This window comes from uncultured Microbacterium sp. (assembly GCF_947488465.1).
GTDB lineage: Bacteria > Actinomycetota > Actinomycetes > Actinomycetales > Microbacteriaceae > Microbacterium.
In genome coordinates this window covers 562,307-580,405 of sequence record NZ_CANKZA010000001.1, presented here as the reverse complement: position 1 = coordinate 580,405, position 18,099 = coordinate 562,307, and the positions used below count along the sequence as shown (strand labels likewise).

17 protein-coding genes are annotated in these 18,099 nt (G+C 65.5%); 7 read left to right on the top strand and 10 right to left on the bottom strand.

Annotated elements, in window-relative coordinates:
- Nucleotides 1-102: 102 nt before the first annotated feature.
- The 3 genes from Q0653_RS02840 to Q0653_RS02830 form a co-directional block, all read right to left on the bottom strand.
- The gene (locus Q0653_RS02840) at nucleotides 103-2,256 is read right to left on the bottom strand and encodes a VWA domain-containing protein (protein ID WP_298942416.1); all 2,154 of its coding nucleotides are present in this window, start codon (nucleotides 2,254-2,256) and stop codon (nucleotides 103-105) included.
- 599 nt (nucleotides 2,257-2,855) lie between these two features.
- Complete coding sequence (locus tag Q0653_RS02835) at nucleotides 2,856-3,386, bottom strand: hypothetical protein (protein WP_298942415.1); 531 nt, start codon at nucleotides 3,384-3,386, stop codon at nucleotides 2,856-2,858.
- A gap of 72 nt (nucleotides 3,387-3,458) precedes the next feature.
- A complete protein-coding gene (locus Q0653_RS02830; RefSeq protein WP_298942414.1) occupies nucleotides 3,459-3,737 on the bottom strand; it encodes a hypothetical protein in 279 nt (92 codons plus the stop codon).
- A 160-nt stretch (nucleotides 3,738-3,897) separates the two neighbouring features.
- Between Q0653_RS02830 and Q0653_RS02825 the strand changes: the two genes are divergently transcribed.
- Entirely contained in the window at nucleotides 3,898-5,226 is a 1,329-nt protein-coding gene (locus tag Q0653_RS02825; protein WP_298942413.1) for a WGR domain-containing protein, read from the top strand.
- 25 nt (nucleotides 5,227-5,251) lie between these two features.
- On the opposite strand, the gene Q0653_RS02820 is transcribed toward Q0653_RS02825, so the two are convergent.
- From Q0653_RS02820 to chrA, 3 genes are all read right to left on the bottom strand, one after another.
- Complete coding sequence (locus Q0653_RS02820) at nucleotides 5,252-5,758, bottom strand: hypothetical protein (RefSeq protein ID WP_298942412.1); 507 nt, start codon at nucleotides 5,756-5,758, stop codon at nucleotides 5,252-5,254.
- Nucleotides 5,759-5,847: 89 nt separating this feature from the next.
- On the bottom strand, nucleotides 5,848-6,447 hold the full coding sequence (locus Q0653_RS02815; RefSeq protein WP_298942411.1) for a hypothetical protein: 600 nt from the start codon (nucleotides 6,445-6,447) through the stop codon (nucleotides 5,848-5,850).
- Nucleotides 6,448-6,606: 159 nt separating this feature from the next.
- On the bottom strand, nucleotides 6,607-7,812 hold the full coding sequence (chrA, locus tag Q0653_RS02810; protein ID WP_298942410.1) for a chromate efflux transporter: 1,206 nt from the start codon (nucleotides 7,810-7,812) through the stop codon (nucleotides 6,607-6,609).
- Nucleotides 7,813-7,905: 93 nt separating this feature from the next.
- On the opposite strand from chrA, the gene Q0653_RS02805 reads away from it, so the two are divergent.
- Entirely contained in the window at nucleotides 7,906-8,826 is a 921-nt protein-coding gene (locus tag Q0653_RS02805; protein ID WP_298942409.1) for an AEC family transporter, read from the top strand.
- A 101-nt stretch (nucleotides 8,827-8,927) separates the two neighbouring features.
- Complete coding sequence (locus Q0653_RS02800; protein WP_298942408.1) at nucleotides 8,928-9,482, top strand: DUF308 domain-containing protein; 555 nt, start codon at nucleotides 8,928-8,930, stop codon at nucleotides 9,480-9,482.
- 54 nt (nucleotides 9,483-9,536) lie between these two features.
- Here Q0653_RS02800 and Q0653_RS02795 read toward each other — a convergent pair whose 3' ends face one another.
- Nucleotides 9,537-10,301, bottom strand: a complete 765-nt coding sequence (locus Q0653_RS02795; RefSeq protein ID WP_298942407.1) for an SDR family oxidoreductase — start codon at nucleotides 10,299-10,301, stop codon at nucleotides 9,537-9,539.
- A 156-nt stretch (nucleotides 10,302-10,457) separates the two neighbouring features.
- Here Q0653_RS02795 and Q0653_RS02790 point away from each other — a divergent pair, with 156 nt between their 5' ends.
- From Q0653_RS02790 to Q0653_RS02775, 4 genes are all read left to right on the top strand, one after another.
- Nucleotides 10,458-10,943, top strand: coding sequence for an NfeD family protein (locus Q0653_RS02790; RefSeq protein ID WP_298742436.1), 486 nt, complete (start codon nucleotides 10,458-10,460; stop codon nucleotides 10,941-10,943).
- Nucleotides 10,940-11,992, top strand: coding sequence for an SPFH domain-containing protein (locus Q0653_RS02785; protein ID WP_298742437.1), 1,053 nt, complete (start codon nucleotides 10,940-10,942; stop codon nucleotides 11,990-11,992). Before Q0653_RS02790 ends, Q0653_RS02785 begins: the two co-directional genes overlap by 4 nt.
- Complete coding sequence (locus tag Q0653_RS02780) at nucleotides 11,989-12,762, top strand: glycerophosphodiester phosphodiesterase family protein (RefSeq protein WP_298942404.1); 774 nt, start codon at nucleotides 11,989-11,991, stop codon at nucleotides 12,760-12,762. Before Q0653_RS02785 ends, Q0653_RS02780 begins: the two co-directional genes overlap by 4 nt.
- 124 nt (nucleotides 12,763-12,886) lie before the next feature.
- Complete coding sequence (locus Q0653_RS02775) at nucleotides 12,887-13,258, top strand: RNA polymerase-binding protein RbpA (protein ID WP_298742439.1); 372 nt, start codon at nucleotides 12,887-12,889, stop codon at nucleotides 13,256-13,258.
- A gap of 2 nt (nucleotides 13,259-13,260) precedes the next feature.
- Here the strand turns inward: Q0653_RS02775 and lnt are convergent, their stop codons facing one another.
- The 3 genes from lnt to tatC are packed head-to-tail and all read right to left on the bottom strand — an operon-like array spanning nucleotide 13,261 to nucleotide 18,097.
- Nucleotides 13,261-14,844, bottom strand: a complete 1,584-nt coding sequence (lnt, locus tag Q0653_RS02770; RefSeq protein WP_298742440.1) for an apolipoprotein N-acyltransferase — start codon at nucleotides 14,842-14,844, stop codon at nucleotides 13,261-13,263.
- 26 nt (nucleotides 14,845-14,870) lie between these two features.
- Nucleotides 14,871-17,339, bottom strand: coding sequence for a DEAD/DEAH box helicase (locus tag Q0653_RS02765; protein WP_298942403.1), 2,469 nt, complete (start codon nucleotides 17,337-17,339; stop codon nucleotides 14,871-14,873).
- Nucleotides 17,336-18,097 carry a twin-arginine translocase subunit TatC gene (gene tatC, locus Q0653_RS02760; protein ID WP_298942402.1) on the bottom strand — a complete coding sequence of 254 codons (762 nt, stop codon included), beginning with the start codon at nucleotides 18,095-18,097 and terminating at the stop codon, nucleotides 17,336-17,338. The genes Q0653_RS02765 and tatC overlap by 4 nt, the downstream gene beginning before the upstream one ends.
- Between the last annotated feature and the right edge of the window lie 2 nt (nucleotides 18,098-18,099).

The following is an 18,099-nucleotide window of genomic DNA, read 5'->3' as shown; positions in this document are numbered from 1 at the left end:
TCGGGTAAAGGCCTCGGTCGCCAGCCACATCCTTCGCGTCGTGGCGGTACTCGCGATTGGGTTCGCAGGGTATCTCGTCGCGATGCTGCTGGTGTTCGTGCTTTACCCCTTACTCGGGTGACGACGAACACGGGCAATCAGAACGGCACCGAAGAGAACGAGCAGCCCGCCGCCGGCGACCAGGTGAGGCAACCAGTCGGCCGAACCTCCTGTGGCTGACAGGGTGCGGGCAGACGCCGGCTGGACGGAGACGGCAGCAGGTTCAGGGACTCCTCCGGCCTGCGGCAACGGGGCTGGCTGGGTCGGCGAAGGAGATGACCCGCCACCAGCCGGTGCGGCCTCCTCTACGACAAGCGGTAGAACGGCGTGTCGTCCACGGTCAGTGAACACGAGCAAGTCGTATGACCCCGGGGAGACTCCGGGCGGGATCGTAGCGGCGGCCGAGGTTCCAGTGGTGGGCACCTCAAATGCGGTGACGGCAGGTTCCATCCACGGGTCCTGTTCTCCTGCCAGCACCAGCCTTGCGCCGACTCGCTCGCCTTCTGAAAGAGGGTCGGCAACAGTCAAGAGAGCGGGCGCCCCGACTGTCATCGAAGGTGACGACAAGGTGGCGTACTCGAGTGCCGTCGCCGTGTTAGACGGATCTGGCACCTGAACGGTCGCGGTCCCCTCCGGAAGGACGTTGATGGTCACGGCTGCGGTCGAGGTTCGGCCACGGCCGTCGGTGACGCGGACGGACGGTTCATAGGTACCCGCGAGCGGATACACATGCTCAACAACGGCCTCAGCGCTGATCACCTCGAAAATCGCGTCGCCGTCAAAGTCGAACTCATAGGTCGTAGGTAGTTCAGCTACATTGCTCCCGCGTGCGCTGAACACAACGGGGAACCCGGTGATCGGCACTCCCGCGAAGTCGAGAGACGCCTCCGGCGCCGCGGAGGCGTCGTCGATGGCAGCAAGGATCAGATCGCCCACCGCGTCAGAGGATTCAATCGGGAGAAGCTGACCCCCCGTAGCGGTGACAATGGGTTCAAGCTGCGCGGAGAGCTCCGGCACCGAGGAGAGCCCATAGATGGAGATGCTGCTCCCTGCCGCGGCAGCTGCCACAGCAGGGAGTTGCCGTGCGCTGAGCATGCTCATCTCGCTACCCAGGGAGCCGGTGCCCTCTGGACGATATCCAGGTGCCTGATCGCGGCTTTCTCCCATATCCGGAGAGCTACGTCGCAGCATCGGTGACCACGGTCCAGGGACGGGTGCAGCGCCGGACAGAACGTCGGCCATCTGAGAGAAGGTGTACTCGGTGCCGACTTCTGGATCGTGTCCGGGCGCATCGCCAATAACGATGATGCTCCGTGACGCAGACTCGTTCCAGTCTGCGCGCACTGCCTCGAAGACGCCGGAGACAACCGCTTCTTCCCAGTCCCCTCCCCCGGCGGGATATAGCCCATCCAGGCCCGCGTAGAACTGCTCCGTGTCACTTGTCAAAGGCACGACCGTCTGTGCGATGAAATCGTCGCCGTAGTCGCGGTACTCGACCAGGCCTACTCGTCCATCTCGCGCTGAGCCGAACACTTTGCTCGCGGCGGTTCGTGCCGTCATCCTCGCCTGATCGATATAGCTACCCATGGACCCGGTGGTGTCGATGGCGAAGACGACATCCATCGCCTTGCGTGGTGCGGGCGTGGGTGTTGTTCCGCGCGCCCACTGCTCGGCTGCTAGATCCGCGAGCTCTTTCCCTTTGCGGGTAGCTTCGTCGCCGACACTCATGTAGGTCAGGTGCGGGTCGATGTTGGCGATCAAACCACCGATGCCCCACAGCCAGCTGTACGAGCAGATCGGATCCTGGTCGTGGCAGATTGTTGTCTGATGGTCGACGGAGGAGTAGAAGGCGTCGACAATGTCCTTACCGTCGCCCGTGAGAAAACTGCGAACGATCCCTTCACCTTCGGTATCGCCTTCAATGGCCGGTGCACCAGGCATCTGATAGGGGTCGCCGAAGTCGATGACGCCGATAACGTCATTGTTCATGTCGGCGATGCTGCGTGCTGCCATTGCGCCCTGAGAGTACCCAGCCGCGATGTACTTGGTGTCGCAGCCCTTGGGCTGCGACTTCTCGAACTTGTCGATAGCGGTCTCGGCATATTCAGCGCCTGCAAGGGACGAAGCGATGAGCTTCTTGAAGATGTCCGTACCGAGGTTGTCATCAATATTGATCGCGGGGTAGCCGGTCGACCCGTCGTACCCAATACCAATCACGGGGACCTTCTCGGGTGAGAAACCCGCCGGCCAGGAGGAGTTCGTTGTCACTGAGAACGCGTGCAACAACTTCCTGAGGGTGTTCCCCTCCCAACCATTTGTGACGAGAGCACCGGACCCGTATGTCTGCCTGGAGCCGGCGTGTGTCGTCGCATCCTCCTTGACGTTCTTCTCTCCCGACCCACGGAAAGTTAGTACCGCAACTGGTACGCACTCCCCCGTCTCGGCAGCGGCTGCCGGCGTAGGCGACATGAGAGAGACGCCCCCGACAAGCAATGCAGCGGCGAACATCGTCACGCCTACGCGAACCCCAGCAAACAAACGCATTGAATCCAACTCCCCAGTGGCGGCCAAAGGCCTCAGTTCGAAATGCGACTTTCCAGAGCATAGCGACTGTGGGTTTCCCGATCGTAAATCTTGTGAGGCCGGTGTTCATAATGGCCGACCTTCCAGCAAAGAACGGCGTGCCCTCATGAGTGGCCCGCATCCTCTTCTGTGACATGAGACTGGCCGCAGGGTGTTCGGCGAGCCCAACCCCGGCGCTCCTCACTGAGACGAGCACAAAAATGTCTACCAGCACTCCTCTTCTGCAACGCCAGTTACCCGTTGCCGAGGGAAGTCTTGGACACGTCGAACAGGGCCCACGACATCTGATCGCCCGTGCCCTTGATGATGGTGTAGGTAGCCATCTGGAAGTCGCCAGATGCGGTAACACCACCTGTGGTCGCGTCGATCGTGGCGTTCGGGTCGACGGCGATGCGCTTGATGTCTGTCCCGTTCACGAACTGCTCACCGGCGGTCCATCCCTGAGCGACGAGGGCGTCGATCCACGCGTCACCCTCAGCGACCGGCTGACTGTTGTGAGTGATGACAGTGCAGGTGGGCACCTCACTGCCGGACTGGTCGGTGACAGCGTTGATGGGAACATCGGGGAGCGGGTAGGTCCAGCATGCGGGCGGGTCCACGACCGGTGCAGCATCGACGGTCGGCTCAGCGGTCGGGGTGGATGCCTCCGTGGCTTCGGCCGCGGCCTTGGTCTCGGTCGGGGCGGCGTCCGGCGCGCCTGACGAGCAGCCGGCGAGGGCCAGGACAGCGGCGACCGCGACAGTCGCGAGGGTCAGTTTTTTCAAGGTCGAGCTCCAAACAGGTAGGGGTTCGGCCAACCGGCCTCTCATCTGTATGCGCGGTCGCGTATGTGAATCCTAGCCACCGCAGGGGTCGGCATGATTACGCGACGTGCCGAGGGCGTCGAGGTCCGCCATCATGCGGGGGAAGACGATCCGGCTCATCTCCCACCGGGAGTAGGGGTGCTGGGCCGGGCCCCACTCCCCGTGACGACGGTAGAAGGCGCCCTGCTCGCTCAGAGATATTTCGGCATACTCATCCATCGACAAGATGATGCGGTCCGCGTGCGAATTGGCCTCACGCTGCACGCGTGCGCACATCTCGTCGAGGCGCTCGTGGACATAGGCGAGGGACATGGGTGCTCCTTCTGCGCTGCCGAATGGGATCGCGCATCTCCTCCATGCGCGGCGTGGAGCCGAATCTCGATTTAGCCCGTGCGGGAAACACCGTGCGGTTACTGCCGCTGACACCCCATTTCTGTCGCACAAACACAGGCCGGCTGCGCATAGAAGAGTTATGTCGAATGTCGTGGATGAAGCCCTCCTCGTCTACGTGGAATCGGGCGCGAACAGCAACAAGTTCTACCGTCTCCGGCTTCACGCGGACGGTTCCGTGCACAAGCTGTGGGGCCGCGTTCGAGACGGCGCTGGGCTCACCGGTCAGACCCAGGTTGAGCAGGGCGGCAGGAGCCGGTTCGACAAGATCTTCGCCGACAAGACGAAGAAGGGCTACACCCGCGTCCAGGTTGCCGACACTACGGGCACCAACTCCGCAGCCGCCACCCAGACACAGCTCCGCGACACCGCTGCCGCATCTCTCGCCGGCGGCAGCACCGACAAGGTCGTCACTACCCTCGTAGACCGTCTTGTCGCGGCGAACAAGCACAATCTGATGGCATCCACCGGTGGAATGATCTCCGTCGACACGTCCGGCCAGGCCCGCACCGCGCTGGGCGTCATCACACCGACCGCGGTCGCCGACGCACGGGTGCTCCTTGCCCGTATCGCAAGGGAGCCGGAAGGGCCCGGGCGCGCGCCGCTGACCGAGCAGTACCTGCGGCTTGTCCCGCACGCCATCCCCGTCTCCGAGGGGAGGGGATGGGCTGCGGGGTGGCTGACCCGTAGCACCTCCCTCGAGCAGCAACAGGAGCTTCTTGACGCTCTCGAATCCTCTGCATCGTACGCGGATGCCGCTCGCCGGGCAGCAGTTGCCGCGGAGACGGGGGATACCTCCGTTGACGAGGACTTCTTCCGCTACCGGGTTCACCGCCTCGAAGAGGGGACGGACGAGTACGAGATGGTCGTCGGCCGCTTCCACACCACGAAGCAAAGCGTTCACCGGGATGTCAGCACCTACGCACCGAAGTACGTCTACCGCCTCGAGGACCGCCGCCACGGCGCGGAGGTTGACGCGGCTCGCGCGCGGGTCCGCAACGTTCAGAAGCTGTGGCACGGCACGGGAGCGGCGAACGTCCTGTCCATTCTGCAGAAGGGACTGTATGTCCCTCCTACCCGTGGGACGTCCATCCATATCGCTGGCAGGATGTTCGGCGACGGCGTCTACCTCAGCAGGAGCGCCTCGAAGTCCCTCCGGTACAGTGCGGGCCTGTGGGGAGGCGGACGGTCGGCGTCGACGTTCATGTTCCTGACCGAGACAGCGATGGGGTACGAGTACCGCCCGAAGGGCAACATCGGCTACGGGTACCGTCGGCCTCTCGCCGATGAGAACGGCAAGGCGTTCAACTCGACGAACGCGCTCCCGGAACTCGTCTCCGGTCTCCGCAACCACGAAGCGATCGTCGAAGACCCGATGCAGGTGTCACTGTCCTGGCTCGTGGAGTTCTAACCCGCCGCAGCGTCATCGCCTGCGTCTAAACGCCGTGCGCTTCTCCGCCGACCGCGGCTGCGATCTGCGGTGCGATCTCTGCAGAGTTGGCGATGCCTTCACTTGAGTTCAGTGTCAGGACCGCGTTCCCGTACGACACGTAGATTCCTCCGAACGAGTCGCTGGCCTCACCCCAGGTGCTAAGCGTCTCCTCGTCGGGGAAGACGTTGATTCCAGCGTCGTATCCGTTGACGGTGATATCGAAGCGCGCTTTCGCTCCTGACAAGCCGACTTCTGCTCGGACCGGTTCACTGTGCTCGATGCCGAGCTCGTCGAGTGCCGCGGTGAAGGCCGCCACAGATGCCTCAATGTCCGACACCGGTGCGGTGGGGGTCTCAGCCTCGGTGGGGGTACTCGACTCGGCGGGTGTCGATACCTCTGCGGCAGGAGGGGGAGTTGTCGGCGCTGGGTCGCTTCCTCCCGCGCACCCGCTGAGGGCGAGCATCGTGATGAGAGCCACGGGCAAAACGGCTGTTGCGATTGTGCGGGTCATGAAGCGCCTCTTTGCTGGTTCAGGGGTGTGAGCCGAGCATATCGACCGGCCTAACCGTCCCACTGCGTGAGCTTCGCGCGGAGCCTGAGTCAGCGCTCGACAATCTCCACGTCAACGTTCTGGTACGTGGCGAACGCGTCGGGGGAGTCGGCGAAGACGACGTCGACCCGCCTGCGGAAACCGTCGTTGATCGCGATGTGGTCGCAGCTGGTGAGAACCTGCCGGTACGTGGGCCCATCATCGCTGATGCCGACGACGATGTCGCCCGGCTGCAGCTGGGTCGCTTTCGTCTGGACCACCGCAACGTTCTCGTCACGCGGTCCGGGGAGCGGGGGCAGGTCGCGCTCAAGCTCTGATTCGGGGACCTGACCGGTGGTGCCATCGGCGTACACGACAACCCGGTAACCGTCCATCGGACCGTCCATCACCCCCTGGATCGCAGAGGCGCCGACGATCGTGCGGCCGGCCGCACGGGTGGGTATGGTGACAGGGGCACCGTCGATGTCGTAGATGGCTTCGGCGAACGGCCCATCGCCGGCGCGCTCACGGCGTGCAGCGCGACGTCTTTCAGCGGCAGAAACACGTGGCGGTGCGGTGACGAGCTCAGCCTCGGGTGCGGTGTGGTCACGCGCGCCGAACTCACCATTGTTGCGGCGGTTACGCTCGCGTTCGGCGTTGTTGAGGTCCATGTCACTGATGTACGCGGGCGAGCGGAGGCGCTGCCCCGGAATCAAAGGAGCCTGACTCAGCGGCCCCTGACGGGGAGTGCAAAGTCGCGGCAAAAAACCGGCGAAATCCGCCCGAGTTGACATAAGATCTATTATCGGCGAACCCGGATTGTGCCGATCTCAGAGGAGCGCGACCAGGACGCCACCGGTGGCGCCGGCAATGACGACGACCCAGGGTGGGAATCGGAACGCCACGAGGAGCACGAAGCACACAGCGGCGAGGCAGAACTCTGCGACGCCGGTGATCGCCGAGGTGAAGACCGGCGAGTACAGCGCGGCCGCCAGGATTCCCACGACGGCGGCATTCGCGCCGCGCATCGCGGCGTGAGCCCATGCGTGCCGGCGGAACGAGTTCCAGAACGGCAGGACGCCGAGGAGCAGGAGAAAACCGGGCAAGAAGATGCCGATGAGTGCGATCGTCCCGCCCGCTACGCCGCCGGGCCCGATGTCGGCGATCGCCCCGAGATAGCCGGCGACACTGAACAGCGGTCCGGGCAGGGCCTGCGCAGCGGCATATCCCGCCAAGAAGTCGGCATCCGTCATCCACCCGGGTTCGACGAGTCCCGCCTGCAGGAGTGGCAAGACCACATGGCCGCCACCGAAGACGAGCGCCCCCGCCCGCACGAAGATGTCGAAGAGCGCAACTCCCCCGTTGCCGGTCGCCAGCACGAGGATCGGTCCGCCGATCAGAATCAGAGCCAAAAGGATCAGGCTTGCGACCCCGACGCGGTGCGACACCGCAACGCGCAGGAGGTCGCCGGATTGCGGCGTCGCGCCCCGGCACAGAATGAGCCCGCCGATGACCCCCACGACGATGGCCAGGATCTGCCCGAGCGATCCTGAGACGAGCGCCGCACACACGAGCGCTGCCGCAGCGATACCCGCTCTGCGCGCGTCGGGTGTCAGGGTGCGAGCCATCCCCCACACGGCCTGCGCAACGACGGCGACCGCGACGACTTTCAGGCCCGCCACGAGTCCGGCGCCGATCGGCCCCGCCAGCAAGGTTGCGCCGAAAGCGACCGCGACCATCAGCACGGCCGAGGGCAGCGTGAAGGCCACGAAGGCCGCGATCGCGCCCCAACCGCCGGCGCGGAGTAACCCGACGCCGAATCCCACTTGACTCGAGGCCGGTCCGGGCAGGAATTGCGACAGAGCGACCAGGTCCGCGTATTCGCGGTCGGTCATCCACCCGCGGCGTTCGACGAACGCGGTACGGAAGTAGCCCAGGTGCGCGATCGGGCCCCCGAACGAGGTGAGTCCGAGCCCCAGGAACACGCGGAAAACCTCCGCCACGCGGGAGGCGGGGGGCGCGGTTTCTCGATGCATGCGTCGTCCTGTGTCAAGGGGGATGCCGGTCACCCTACTGCCACGGGGTAACCAGCATCCCAGCGACGACGCGTGAGCGCATAGTCTCGAAGAATGTTCGACACGCTCACCGGCTTCGTCGTCGTGGGCATGGCGATCACCCTCGGCTGGGTCCTCGGGCGCATCGACCTCCTGGGCCCTCATGCCCGCCATGTCCTCAGTCGGCTCACCTTTTTCGTCCTGTCACCGTTCCTGCTCTTTGTTGTGCTGGCCCAGGCGGACGTGCGCACTCTGTTCTCCGCGCTCCTGCCGGTGTCGGCGATCGCCGCGGTGGTCATCTTCGTCATCCACGCGGTGATCGCCCGCTTCGTCTGGCGTCGAAACGTCGGCGAAACCCTCGTCGGCACGCTGTCGGCCGGTCAAGTCAACTCCAACAACATCGGAATTCCGCTCTCTCTGTACCTGCTCGGCAGCGCGGCCTTTCCGGCACCGGTGATCCTGCTGCAGCTGCTCGTCTTCACTCCGATCACGATGGCGATCTTCGAGGCGACGTCGAACGGACAGCGGCGTGCGTTCCCGATCATCCGTCGGACGTTCACGAACCCGATCGTCATCGGCTCCGTGCTCGGGGTGCTGGTGTCGGTCTCCGGTGCCCGGCTGCCGCCGATGGTGCTCGATCCCGCGCAGCTCATCGCCGACGCGTGCGTGCCGATCCTGCTCATCAGTTACGGCATCTCGCTGCACGGCCAACGAGTGCTGGGTGCCTCCGGACGCCGACGCGACATCCTCCTCGCGTCCGCGCTCAAGCTCATCGTCATGCCGGTGATCGCATGGGCCGTTGCCGTCTTCGTCTTCCACCTCAGCGCGCAGGACGTCCTCATCGTCACGGTTCTCGCGGCACTCCCGACCGCGCAGAACGTGTTCAACTACGCGCAACGGTTCGACGTGGGCGAGACGATTGCCCGTGACACCGTCTTTCTCACCACGGTCGGATGCGTTCCGATCCTGCTCCTCATCACCGTGCTGCTGGGGTGACTCACTCCCCCATCGGTCACGCGTCGATGCGGTGCGCAATCCCCGTCCGGCGCTATGGTGAGGTGTCATCCTTCACAGGACTCTCCCAGAAAGGGACACCGATGACTACTCAAACCTCACTCGAAAAGTCGGCAACAAACGGAATCCGCACGGCGCTCGGCCTCGGTGGCGTGCTGTCGGTCATCCTCGGCATCTTGATCCTCGTCTGGCCCGGGAAGACCGCCATGGTCGTCGCCGCGATCATCGCGATCTATGCCATCGTCGCCGGCCTGGTCTACGCCGGGCTCGGCTTCTTCTCCGCCGGCAAGGGCGGCTGGTCACGCATCGGTCACATCGCGCTCGGCGTGCTGTTCATCATCGCCGGCATCATCGCGTTCATGAACCTTGGTGCGACGACGGTCTGGCTCGCGGCCTTCCTGGGCATCCTGGTCGGCATCATGTGGATCATCGAGGGCGTCGTCTCGCTCTCGACCCTCGGCAACGCACCCTCGAAGGGCTGGACGATCTTCTTCGCGATCGTCTCGCTGATCGCCGGTATCACCCTGCTCTTCTCGCCCCTGTGGGGCGCGGTCGTGCTGTGGTGGCTGCTGGGCATCTCGGCGATCGTGCTGGGCATCATCCAGATCTTCCGGGCGTTCTCGTTCGGCAAGAAGTAAGCCGCACCACGCACAACGCCCCGGGGATTAATCCCCGGGGCGTTGTGCATGCGATCACTCGCCGCCGAAGGAGCCCACGTCGCCGACGAGCCGCGTGTTGTCGGCCGCAATCGGCTCGACGACGGCCAACGCGATCTCAGCGGCGAACTCGGAGACGTTGTAGAGCTTGCCGGCCGACTCGCGCCGCGACGCGAGCGCGCCAGGGTTGGCCCGCTCGAGGAGGGTCGCGGTGATCGTCCCTTCGATCATGTCTCCGGAGACGACGACGAACTCGATGCCGCGCTCGGCGAGCTCAGGGATGCGTGCGCGAAGAGCATCCTCACCCGCGCGCTTAGACAGAGCGACAGCCTCGTACTCGGGCATCGTGGGAGTGGTGCGGATGAAGTGCGCCTGGTGGCTCGTGACGAACACAACACGGGAACCGTCGTGCATCCACGGGAGAGCGGCCGAGAGGACGCCGAGCTGAGCGTCGCGGTTGAGCACCAGCGCGTAGTCCTCCCCCATTCCCGATTCCATGCCGCCGGACGCATTCAGCACGAGGATGTCGAGGGTGCCGAATGTCTCTCCGATCGCGGCCATCATCGCCGCGACCGATCCTTCGTCGGTGAGGTCGGCTCCGACGACGAGCGTCTCGACGCCCAGCTCGCCCAATTCGGTGGCCAACTTCTGCGCGCGCGGTGCCTTGTTGCGGTAGTTGATGACGACGTTCGCCCCGGCTTCAGCGAGGTAGCGAGCGGTATCCGCTCCAATTCCACGCGACGACCCGGTGACGAGGGCCGTCCGACCGCTGAGGGTTCCGGCGGGGATGGGCTGGGACATAGGGACGCTCCTGCGATGACGGTGAAGGGATACCGGCGGTCTCGCCAGATCTCTTCGACACTACCAATCGCCCCCCTAGCCGCGCCGGGCGGGGCCCACGGCATCCGACCGTCCGAGTGTTAGGGTTCGAACAAGACCGAAGATGGGAGCGCACGGATGCTGCCCGACCTCTCGCAGTACCTCTGGATCGCCTGGCTCGTCCTGGCCCTGCTTTTCGTGATCATCGAGCTGTTGACCCTCGAGTTCACGTTTCTCATGCTTGCGGCAGGGACCGCGATCGGGGGCCTCGGTGTGAACCTGCTGGGCGGGCCCTGGTGGTTGCAGGTGCTGGCTGCCGCGATCGTCTCCGCGCTGCTGTTGTTCACCATCCGACCGTTGCTGCTGCGGGTACTCCACCGATCGAGCGTGCTCCACCCCACGAACGTCGATGCCCTCTACGGCATGGGCGCCCGCGTGGTCGCCCCGTTCGTCAATGGCCAAGGATCGGTTCGTCTCGACAATGGCGAGCAGTGGACCGCTCACGTTGCCGACAGTGAAACCGAGCTGCCCGTGGGCACGCGCACGACGGTCACCGCGGTCCGCGGTGCGACCGTCGAGGTCGCACCGGAAGCCGCTCGCACCGAAAGGAGTGTCGACGAATGATCGACATCGGAGCTTTCGCCGGACAGATCTTCATCATCGTCCTGCTCGTCGTCATCGCGATCTTCGTGATCGTCGTGATCTTCCGGTCGGTGCGAATCATCCCGCAGGCTTATACCGGAGTGGTCGAACGGCTGGGCCGCTACCAACGGACCCTCTCCCCCGGTCTCAACTTGCTGGTGCCGTTCATCGATCGACTCCGCCCCCTCGTGGATATGCGCGAGACGGTCGTCTCCTTCCCTCCGCAGCCGGTGATCACGGAAGACAACCTGGTCGTCTCCATCGATACCGTCGTCTACTTCCAGGTGACGGATGCGCGCGCCGCGACCTACGAGATCGCGAACTATCTCGGCGCTGTCGAGCAGTTGACCACCACCACACTGCGCAATGTCGTCGGTGGTCTCAACCTCGAGGAAGCGCTCACGAGTCGCGACGAGATCAACGGACAGCTTCGGGTCGTGCTGGATGAGGCGACCGGAAAATGGGGCATCCGAGTCTCGCGTGTCGAGCTGAAGGCGATCGACCCGCCACACTCCATCCAGGACTCGATGGAGAAGCAGATGCGAGCCGAGCGAGACCGCCGCGCGGTGATCCTCACCGCCGAAGGATCCAAGCAGTCCCAGATCCTCGAGGCGGAGGGCCGCCGGCAGGCAGACATTCTCCGCGCAGAGGGCGAGAAGCAAGCCGCCGTCCTGCGCGCACAGGGCGAATCGGAGGCGATCAAGATGGTCTTCGATGCGATCCATCGCGGGCAGCCCGATGAGAAACTCCTGGCGTACCAGTACCTCCAGACTCTGCCGAAGATCGCGGAGAGCTCCTCGAGCAAGTTGTGGATCATCCCCAGTGAGCTGACCGAAGCATTGCAGGGAATCGGCAACGCCTTCGGCGGTCGTGCCACCGATCCGTCTCCCCGCCCGCGCCGTGACGACACCGAGGGTGTGAGCGACGCTGCAGCGGAAGCATCGGCAGCGGCGGAGGCAGCAGCATCCGAGGCGGAGAAGATCACCTCTGCCGCCCAGACGCTGCCCGGCGGGCCTCTTCCCTCGTCGTGACACATCCGTGGTTCGCCGCATCGGCAGCCCCGCGGGTGCTGGCTCATCGCGGCTTCGTGCCGCCGGATGCCGAGGGCATCGTGGAGAACTCGATCGCCGCGGTCGCCGCCGCGCACGGGACTGGCGCGCGCTACGTCGAGTCGGATTGCCAGGTGACGTCCGATGGGGTGGTCGTCCTCTTCCACGACGATGACCTGCGTCGTGTTGCCAACGACCCACGACCGGTCGCTGCGGTGACCCACGATGAGTTGCACCGGCTCATGGCCCGTCGCGGAGGGCTGCTGACGGTGGCCGACGCGATGGCGGCCTTTCCCACCCTGCGGTTCAACCTCGATGTGAAAGTGGCAGCCGCCGCGGAGCGCGTCGGACGGATCGTCGCGCCGCACGCCGATCGGGTCCTCCTGACGAGCTTCTCCGACGACCGACGGCGGCGGGCCCTCGCCGCCGCTCGCACGCGCGGCGGCGAGCCCGCAACGTCGGCGGGCAGAACGAGCATCGCGCGCACACTCGCGGCGGTCACGACCGGTTCGTCGGCTCTTGTCCGACGTGCGCTGGTGGGAATCGACGCCCTGCAGGTCCCGGAACGTCACGGCCGGATGCGGATCGTCACACGGCGCCTGCTGGATGCCGCTCACGCAGCCGGGGTCGAGGTCCACGTCTGGACGGTCAACGATCCGGCGGACATGACGAGATTGCTCGATCTGGGTGTCGACGGGCTGGTCACCGACCGCGCCGAGGTGGCGGTTCGAACGGTCGCAGGACGCGCCTGAGACGCATTCACGCGCACCGTCTTCGGGGCTGGGGATCCCCTGTGAAAGCAGGCTCAGGATGGTTCGTTCGGATGATGCGCACAGGTGAGTTCGTTATACCTGACAACGACGAGAGGACCACACAATGGCAGATCGCAGCCTGCGCGGCATCCGACTCGGCGCTTCCAGCCTACAGAGCGAGGAAGGCGTCGTGTTTCATGAGCGCGCCAATCACACCTACGTTTGCACGCAGTGCAAGCGCGAAACCGTCATGACCTTCGCGGCCGACGCCGAACTCCCCGAAGCGTGGGAGTGCCGCACCTGTGGCGCCGAGGCTGTGCGCCGCGTCGGCGACAGCGTGGTCGAGATCGACCACTCCGGCGACAAGGTCGCACGTACCCACTGGGACATGCTGCTGGAGCGACGCAGCATCCCCGAGTTGGAAGAACTCCTGGAAGAGCGTCTCGCCCTTCTGCGTGAGCGCCGCGGCGCTGACACGTCGCGCCTGAGCGCCTGAGATCACTCCACTGAGTCGACGCCGGTTTCCCGCCTTCCGGGGCGGGACACCGGCGTCTTCGGCGTGCGCGTGCGATGCCACAGGAGAGCCCCGACCGCCGCGAGCACACCGGCACTCCCCCAGCCGAGGAAGCTCTGGATCGCCTCCCCCGCGAGGACCGCGGGGGTGAGGCCGGTTCGCAAGGGCACGTCGGTGACCATTGCGCCGGGCGTATCGGCGGCAAGAGCATCCATCGTCGAGCCGTCGGGAGCGATCACCTGACTCGTCCCCACGGTCGAGAGGTTCACAACCGCACGCCCGGTCTCGATCGCGCGTATCCGCGCGAACGCGAGTTGCTGCAGGTTCTCATCGGTGCCGCGGAAGTCGGCATTGTTGGTCTGGAACATGAAGACCTCGGCGCCGGCGTGCGCGCCTTCCCGGATGACGTCGTCGTAGATGACGTCGAAGCAGATGGCGAGCCCCACTCCGACGCCGTCGACATCGACGAAAGGCGCGGTGGTTCCCGGCGTGAACTCGCGCTGGATCAATCCGATCAAATCGGGAGCCAGCAACATGAAGAAGTCGCGGTTCGGCACATACTCGCCGAACGGGACCGGATGCCGCTTGTCATACGTGCTGACGGGATTGTCGGCTCCTGCCTCCCACAGCATCGACGAGTTGAAGTACTTCTCATCGCGCGCGGTCACGGCGCCGATCAGCAGCGGCGCGTCGATCCGTTCCGAAAGAGCGTCGAGCGTGCGCGCGACCGACTCGTTGTTCGTCGGATCGGCATCGACGCCTCCCTCGGGCCAGAGGAGGACGTCGACATCCTCATCCTCGATCGGCTCGGTGGCGGCCAGCTGGGCGCGGAAGACGTCGTAGGCTTCACGTTCGTCGAAGTACCCGGCCGGGCCGTTGCCCTGCACCGCACCGACTCGGATCGTTCCCGCATCTGTCGTGGGGAACTGCGGGAGCGAGAACAGCAGGATCGCGGGGAGCGCGTACGAGAGCGCTGTGCGGATGTCGGTGAACGCACCGCGTCGGACGTATTCGATGAGTGCCGCGCAGACGAACACGATCAGGAACGACAGCCCGCTCATGCCCACCCACGAGGTGACGTCGGCCAGCGGCGAGCTCGCCTGCGTCACCGCCACACGGGCCCAGGGAAACCCGCCGTAGGGAAAGGTGCCGAGAAGCTCCTCCCGCGCGACCCAGAGTCCCGCGACGAGGGCAGGAAGCGCGACCAAGCGTCCCCACGCGCCGGGGGCGAGGCGCGGCATCCATCGGTAGGCGAGGGCGAGCGGAACCGCGGCCGCGGCGGTCAACACGGCTTGCAAGACAGACAGTGCGATCCAGGGGATCGGTCCGAGGAACCGAGCCGTGAACGAGAGGTTTACGAAGAAGAGCGCGGCGCCGAACAGGAAGCCGACGAGCGCCGCACTCCACGCTCGACGCCCGATGAGGCTCAGGAGCGCAAGGGGCACGGCAACGAACACCACCGGCCACCAGGCGAGCGCCGGGAATGCGAGGGTGAAGATCAGGCCAGCGGCGACGGCAACGAGCGATGCCGCCCACAGCGGCAGCAGTGGTCGTGGGCGATCGGGCACCCTCTGAGCCTAATCGCGCGCGGAGGTCAGACCGACGCGTAGGCGACGATCCCGCGACGCACGGCGTCGAGGGCCTTGCGCGCCGTCGTCGCCACCGGAGGTTCGGCGACGATCGAGAGCTGATCGAGCAGATCGATCGTCTGCTTCGTCCAACGGACGAAGTCTCCGGCGGCGAGATCTGCCTCGTCGAGCACCCGATCGAGGGTGCCGCCGCGCGCCCACGAATGCATGGCGGTGGCAAGGCCTGTGGCCACCGGATTCGATCCGGGCAAGTGATGATCCTGTTCGAGGTCGTCCAGGCGCGCCCACAGCTCCTGCGTCGCGTTCAGCGCCGCCCGGAACGGTCCGCGCGGAAGTCCATGCTCCCCAGGACCGGCTTCATCGCGCCGCGGTTCGTACACGAGGCAGCACGCGAGTGCGGCCATACCCGCCGTGTCGAGCTCGGCCCAGATACCTGTCCGCAACGCCTCGGCGACGAGAAGGTCGCGCTCACCGTAGATGCGCTTCATCGTCGCGCCGGCCGGGGTCAGACTGGTCGCACCGGCGGAGTCTACGGCGACATAATCCAGCGCGGTCAGAACGTCGACAACACGATCGAAGATCCGCGCGACGGTGCCGGTGCGGGTATCGATCTGCTGGCGCAGCTTGTCGGTCTGTCGCCGCAGCTTCCAGAAACGCTCGGCCCACCGCGCGTGCTTCTCCCGGTCGGGGCACGTCTGACAGGGATGCCGCTGGAGGCGGCGCCGGAGCGATTCGATCTGCTCTTGCCGCTGCTTGCGGGCCGCGGGTGGCGCGGATCTGTCGCCCTTGCGCTCGAGATCGGTGAGCTCCCGTCGCATGCGCGCGTACTCGGCGTAGTCGCCGCGGTCGCACGTCATCGCCTTCTGATATCCGGCGAGCGAATCCTCGGCATCCTTCACCTGGCGTGCCAGACCCACGACCGCGCGGTCGGCCTGGAACTGCGCGAAGGACGACTCGAGGATCTCGCGAGCGCGCGGCCTGCCGAACTGGTCGATGAGGTTCACGGCCATGTTGTATGTCGGCCGGAAGCTGGAGTTCAGCGGATACGTGCGCCGCGACGCGAGGGCGGCGACCGCCTGCGGGTCGAGTGCCTCCGTCCATTGGATGACGGCGTGCCCCTCCACGTCGATGCCGCGGCGACCGGCGCGCCCGGTCAGCTGGGTGTACTCCCCCGACGTGATGGCCACGCGCGCTTCGCCGTTGAACTTTTCGAGCTTTTCGAGCACGACGGTGCGCGCCGGCATGTTGATGCCGAGCGCGAGCGTCTCGGTCGCGAAGACCGCCTTGACGAGCTTCCGCTGGAAGAGCTCCTCCACGATTTCCTTGAACGCCGGCAACAGGCCCGCATGGTGGGCCGCGACCCCCCGCTCGAGGTTTTCGCGCCACTCCCAGTACCCGAGGACGGCAAGATCCTCCTCCGGGAGGGCGCGGGTGCGCGCGTCGACGATCTGGCGAATCTCGTCGCGCTCCTCGCGGCTGGTCAGTCGCACACCCGAACGGCGCACCTGCTGGACGGCGGCGTCGCAGCCCACACGGCTGAAGACGAAGAAGATCGCCGGTAGCAGACTCGCGCGACCGAGCAGCTCGACCACCTGCGGCCGATCGATGCGTTCGATCCGCTGAATATTCGAGGGCCGCACCGGTCGGCTGCCGCCCTTGTGCGGACGCCGCTGCGTCGACTGGTACCCGCCCGCAGACCGGAACTGCTGCCCGCGGCGGTTGTTGTCCTGGTTGGCCCCGTGCGGCGAGCGGATGCGCATGAGTTCCTGGTTGACCTGCGCGGTGGCGATTCCGGAGCGGTCATCGAACAAGGGCAGCAAGTCGCCACGCACGAGCACGTGCTGCTCGAGCGGCACGGGGCGAGTCTCCGACACGATGACGTCGGTGTCGCCGCGCACCGTGTCGAGCCAATCCCCGAACTCCTCCGCGTTCGACACGGTCGCCGACAGCGACACGAGGCGCACGTGCGGGGGCAGATGGATGATGACCTCTTCCCACACCGCCCCGCGAAAGCGGTCGGCGAGATAGTGCACTTCATCCATCACGACGAAGCGCAAACCGCGCAGGGCCGGTGAGTCGGCATAGAGCATGTTGCGGAGGACCTCGGTGGTCATCACGACCACGCGCGCATTGCCGTTGATGTTCGTGTCGCCGGTGAGTAGGCCCACCTCGGTTTCGCCGTAGACAGCCTGCAACTCGCGGAACTTCTGGTTCGACAGGGCCTTCATCGGCGTCGTGTAGAACGCCTTGTCTCCGGGCTGGAGCATTGCCAGGTGGATGGCGAACTCTCCGACGATCGTCTTGCCCGCGCCGGTTGGCGCTGCCACGAGAACGCTGCGATCGTCTTCGAGGGCATGACAGCCCGCGATCTGAAACGGATCGAGGTCGAACCGCTGAGCGTCGGCGAACGCCGTCGTGAGGGGATGTGCGCGATTCGCCTCGGCCCGCGCGAAGCGGGCGGCGGGGTCGCTCACGGGGCGTTTCCGAGTTCGGCCGCGGTGCGCTTGGCTTTGCGCCGGTCGAACAGCATCGACAGCCCGGCGGCGGCGAAGAAGAGAAGTGTCAGGATGCCGGCGAGCAACAGCATGCTCACGATGTCGGCGGCGGGAGTTGCGAGGCCGGAGAAGACGACGGTGACGAGAATCGCCACGCGCCAGCCCTTCAGAATCGCTCTGCCGCTCATCACTCCGGCGAGGTTGAGTGCGACCAGGAACACGGGGAGAACAAACGAGATACCGACGACGATCACGAGTTTGAAGACGAAGTCGTAGTAGTACTTCGCCTCGTAGAGGTTGGCTGCGCCCTCGGCGGAGAACGTCGCCATGATCTCGACGATGTGGGGCATGACCCACCAGCCTGTGAAGCAACCCGCGAAGAACAGCGGGACCGCCGCGGCGACGAATCCGATCGTGTATGTGATCTCTTTGCGGGTGAGCCCGGGCATGAGAAATGCCCAGATCTGCCAGAGCCACACGGGGGCAGAGAGGATGATGCCGACGACGAACGCAATTCGCAGACGCATGTCGAACGGCCCGGTGATCGTCGAATACATCAAGCGGACGATCGCATCGGGGTCTTCGCCGCGTTGCACCGCGACGATCCGGATCGGCTCCGTCATCGCCCAGATGATCCAGTCGGTCAAAAAGAAGGCAACGACCATCGCCACGACCAGTGCGAGCGCACCGATCACGAATCGACGACGCAGCTCCACCAGATGCCCACCGAGGGACATCC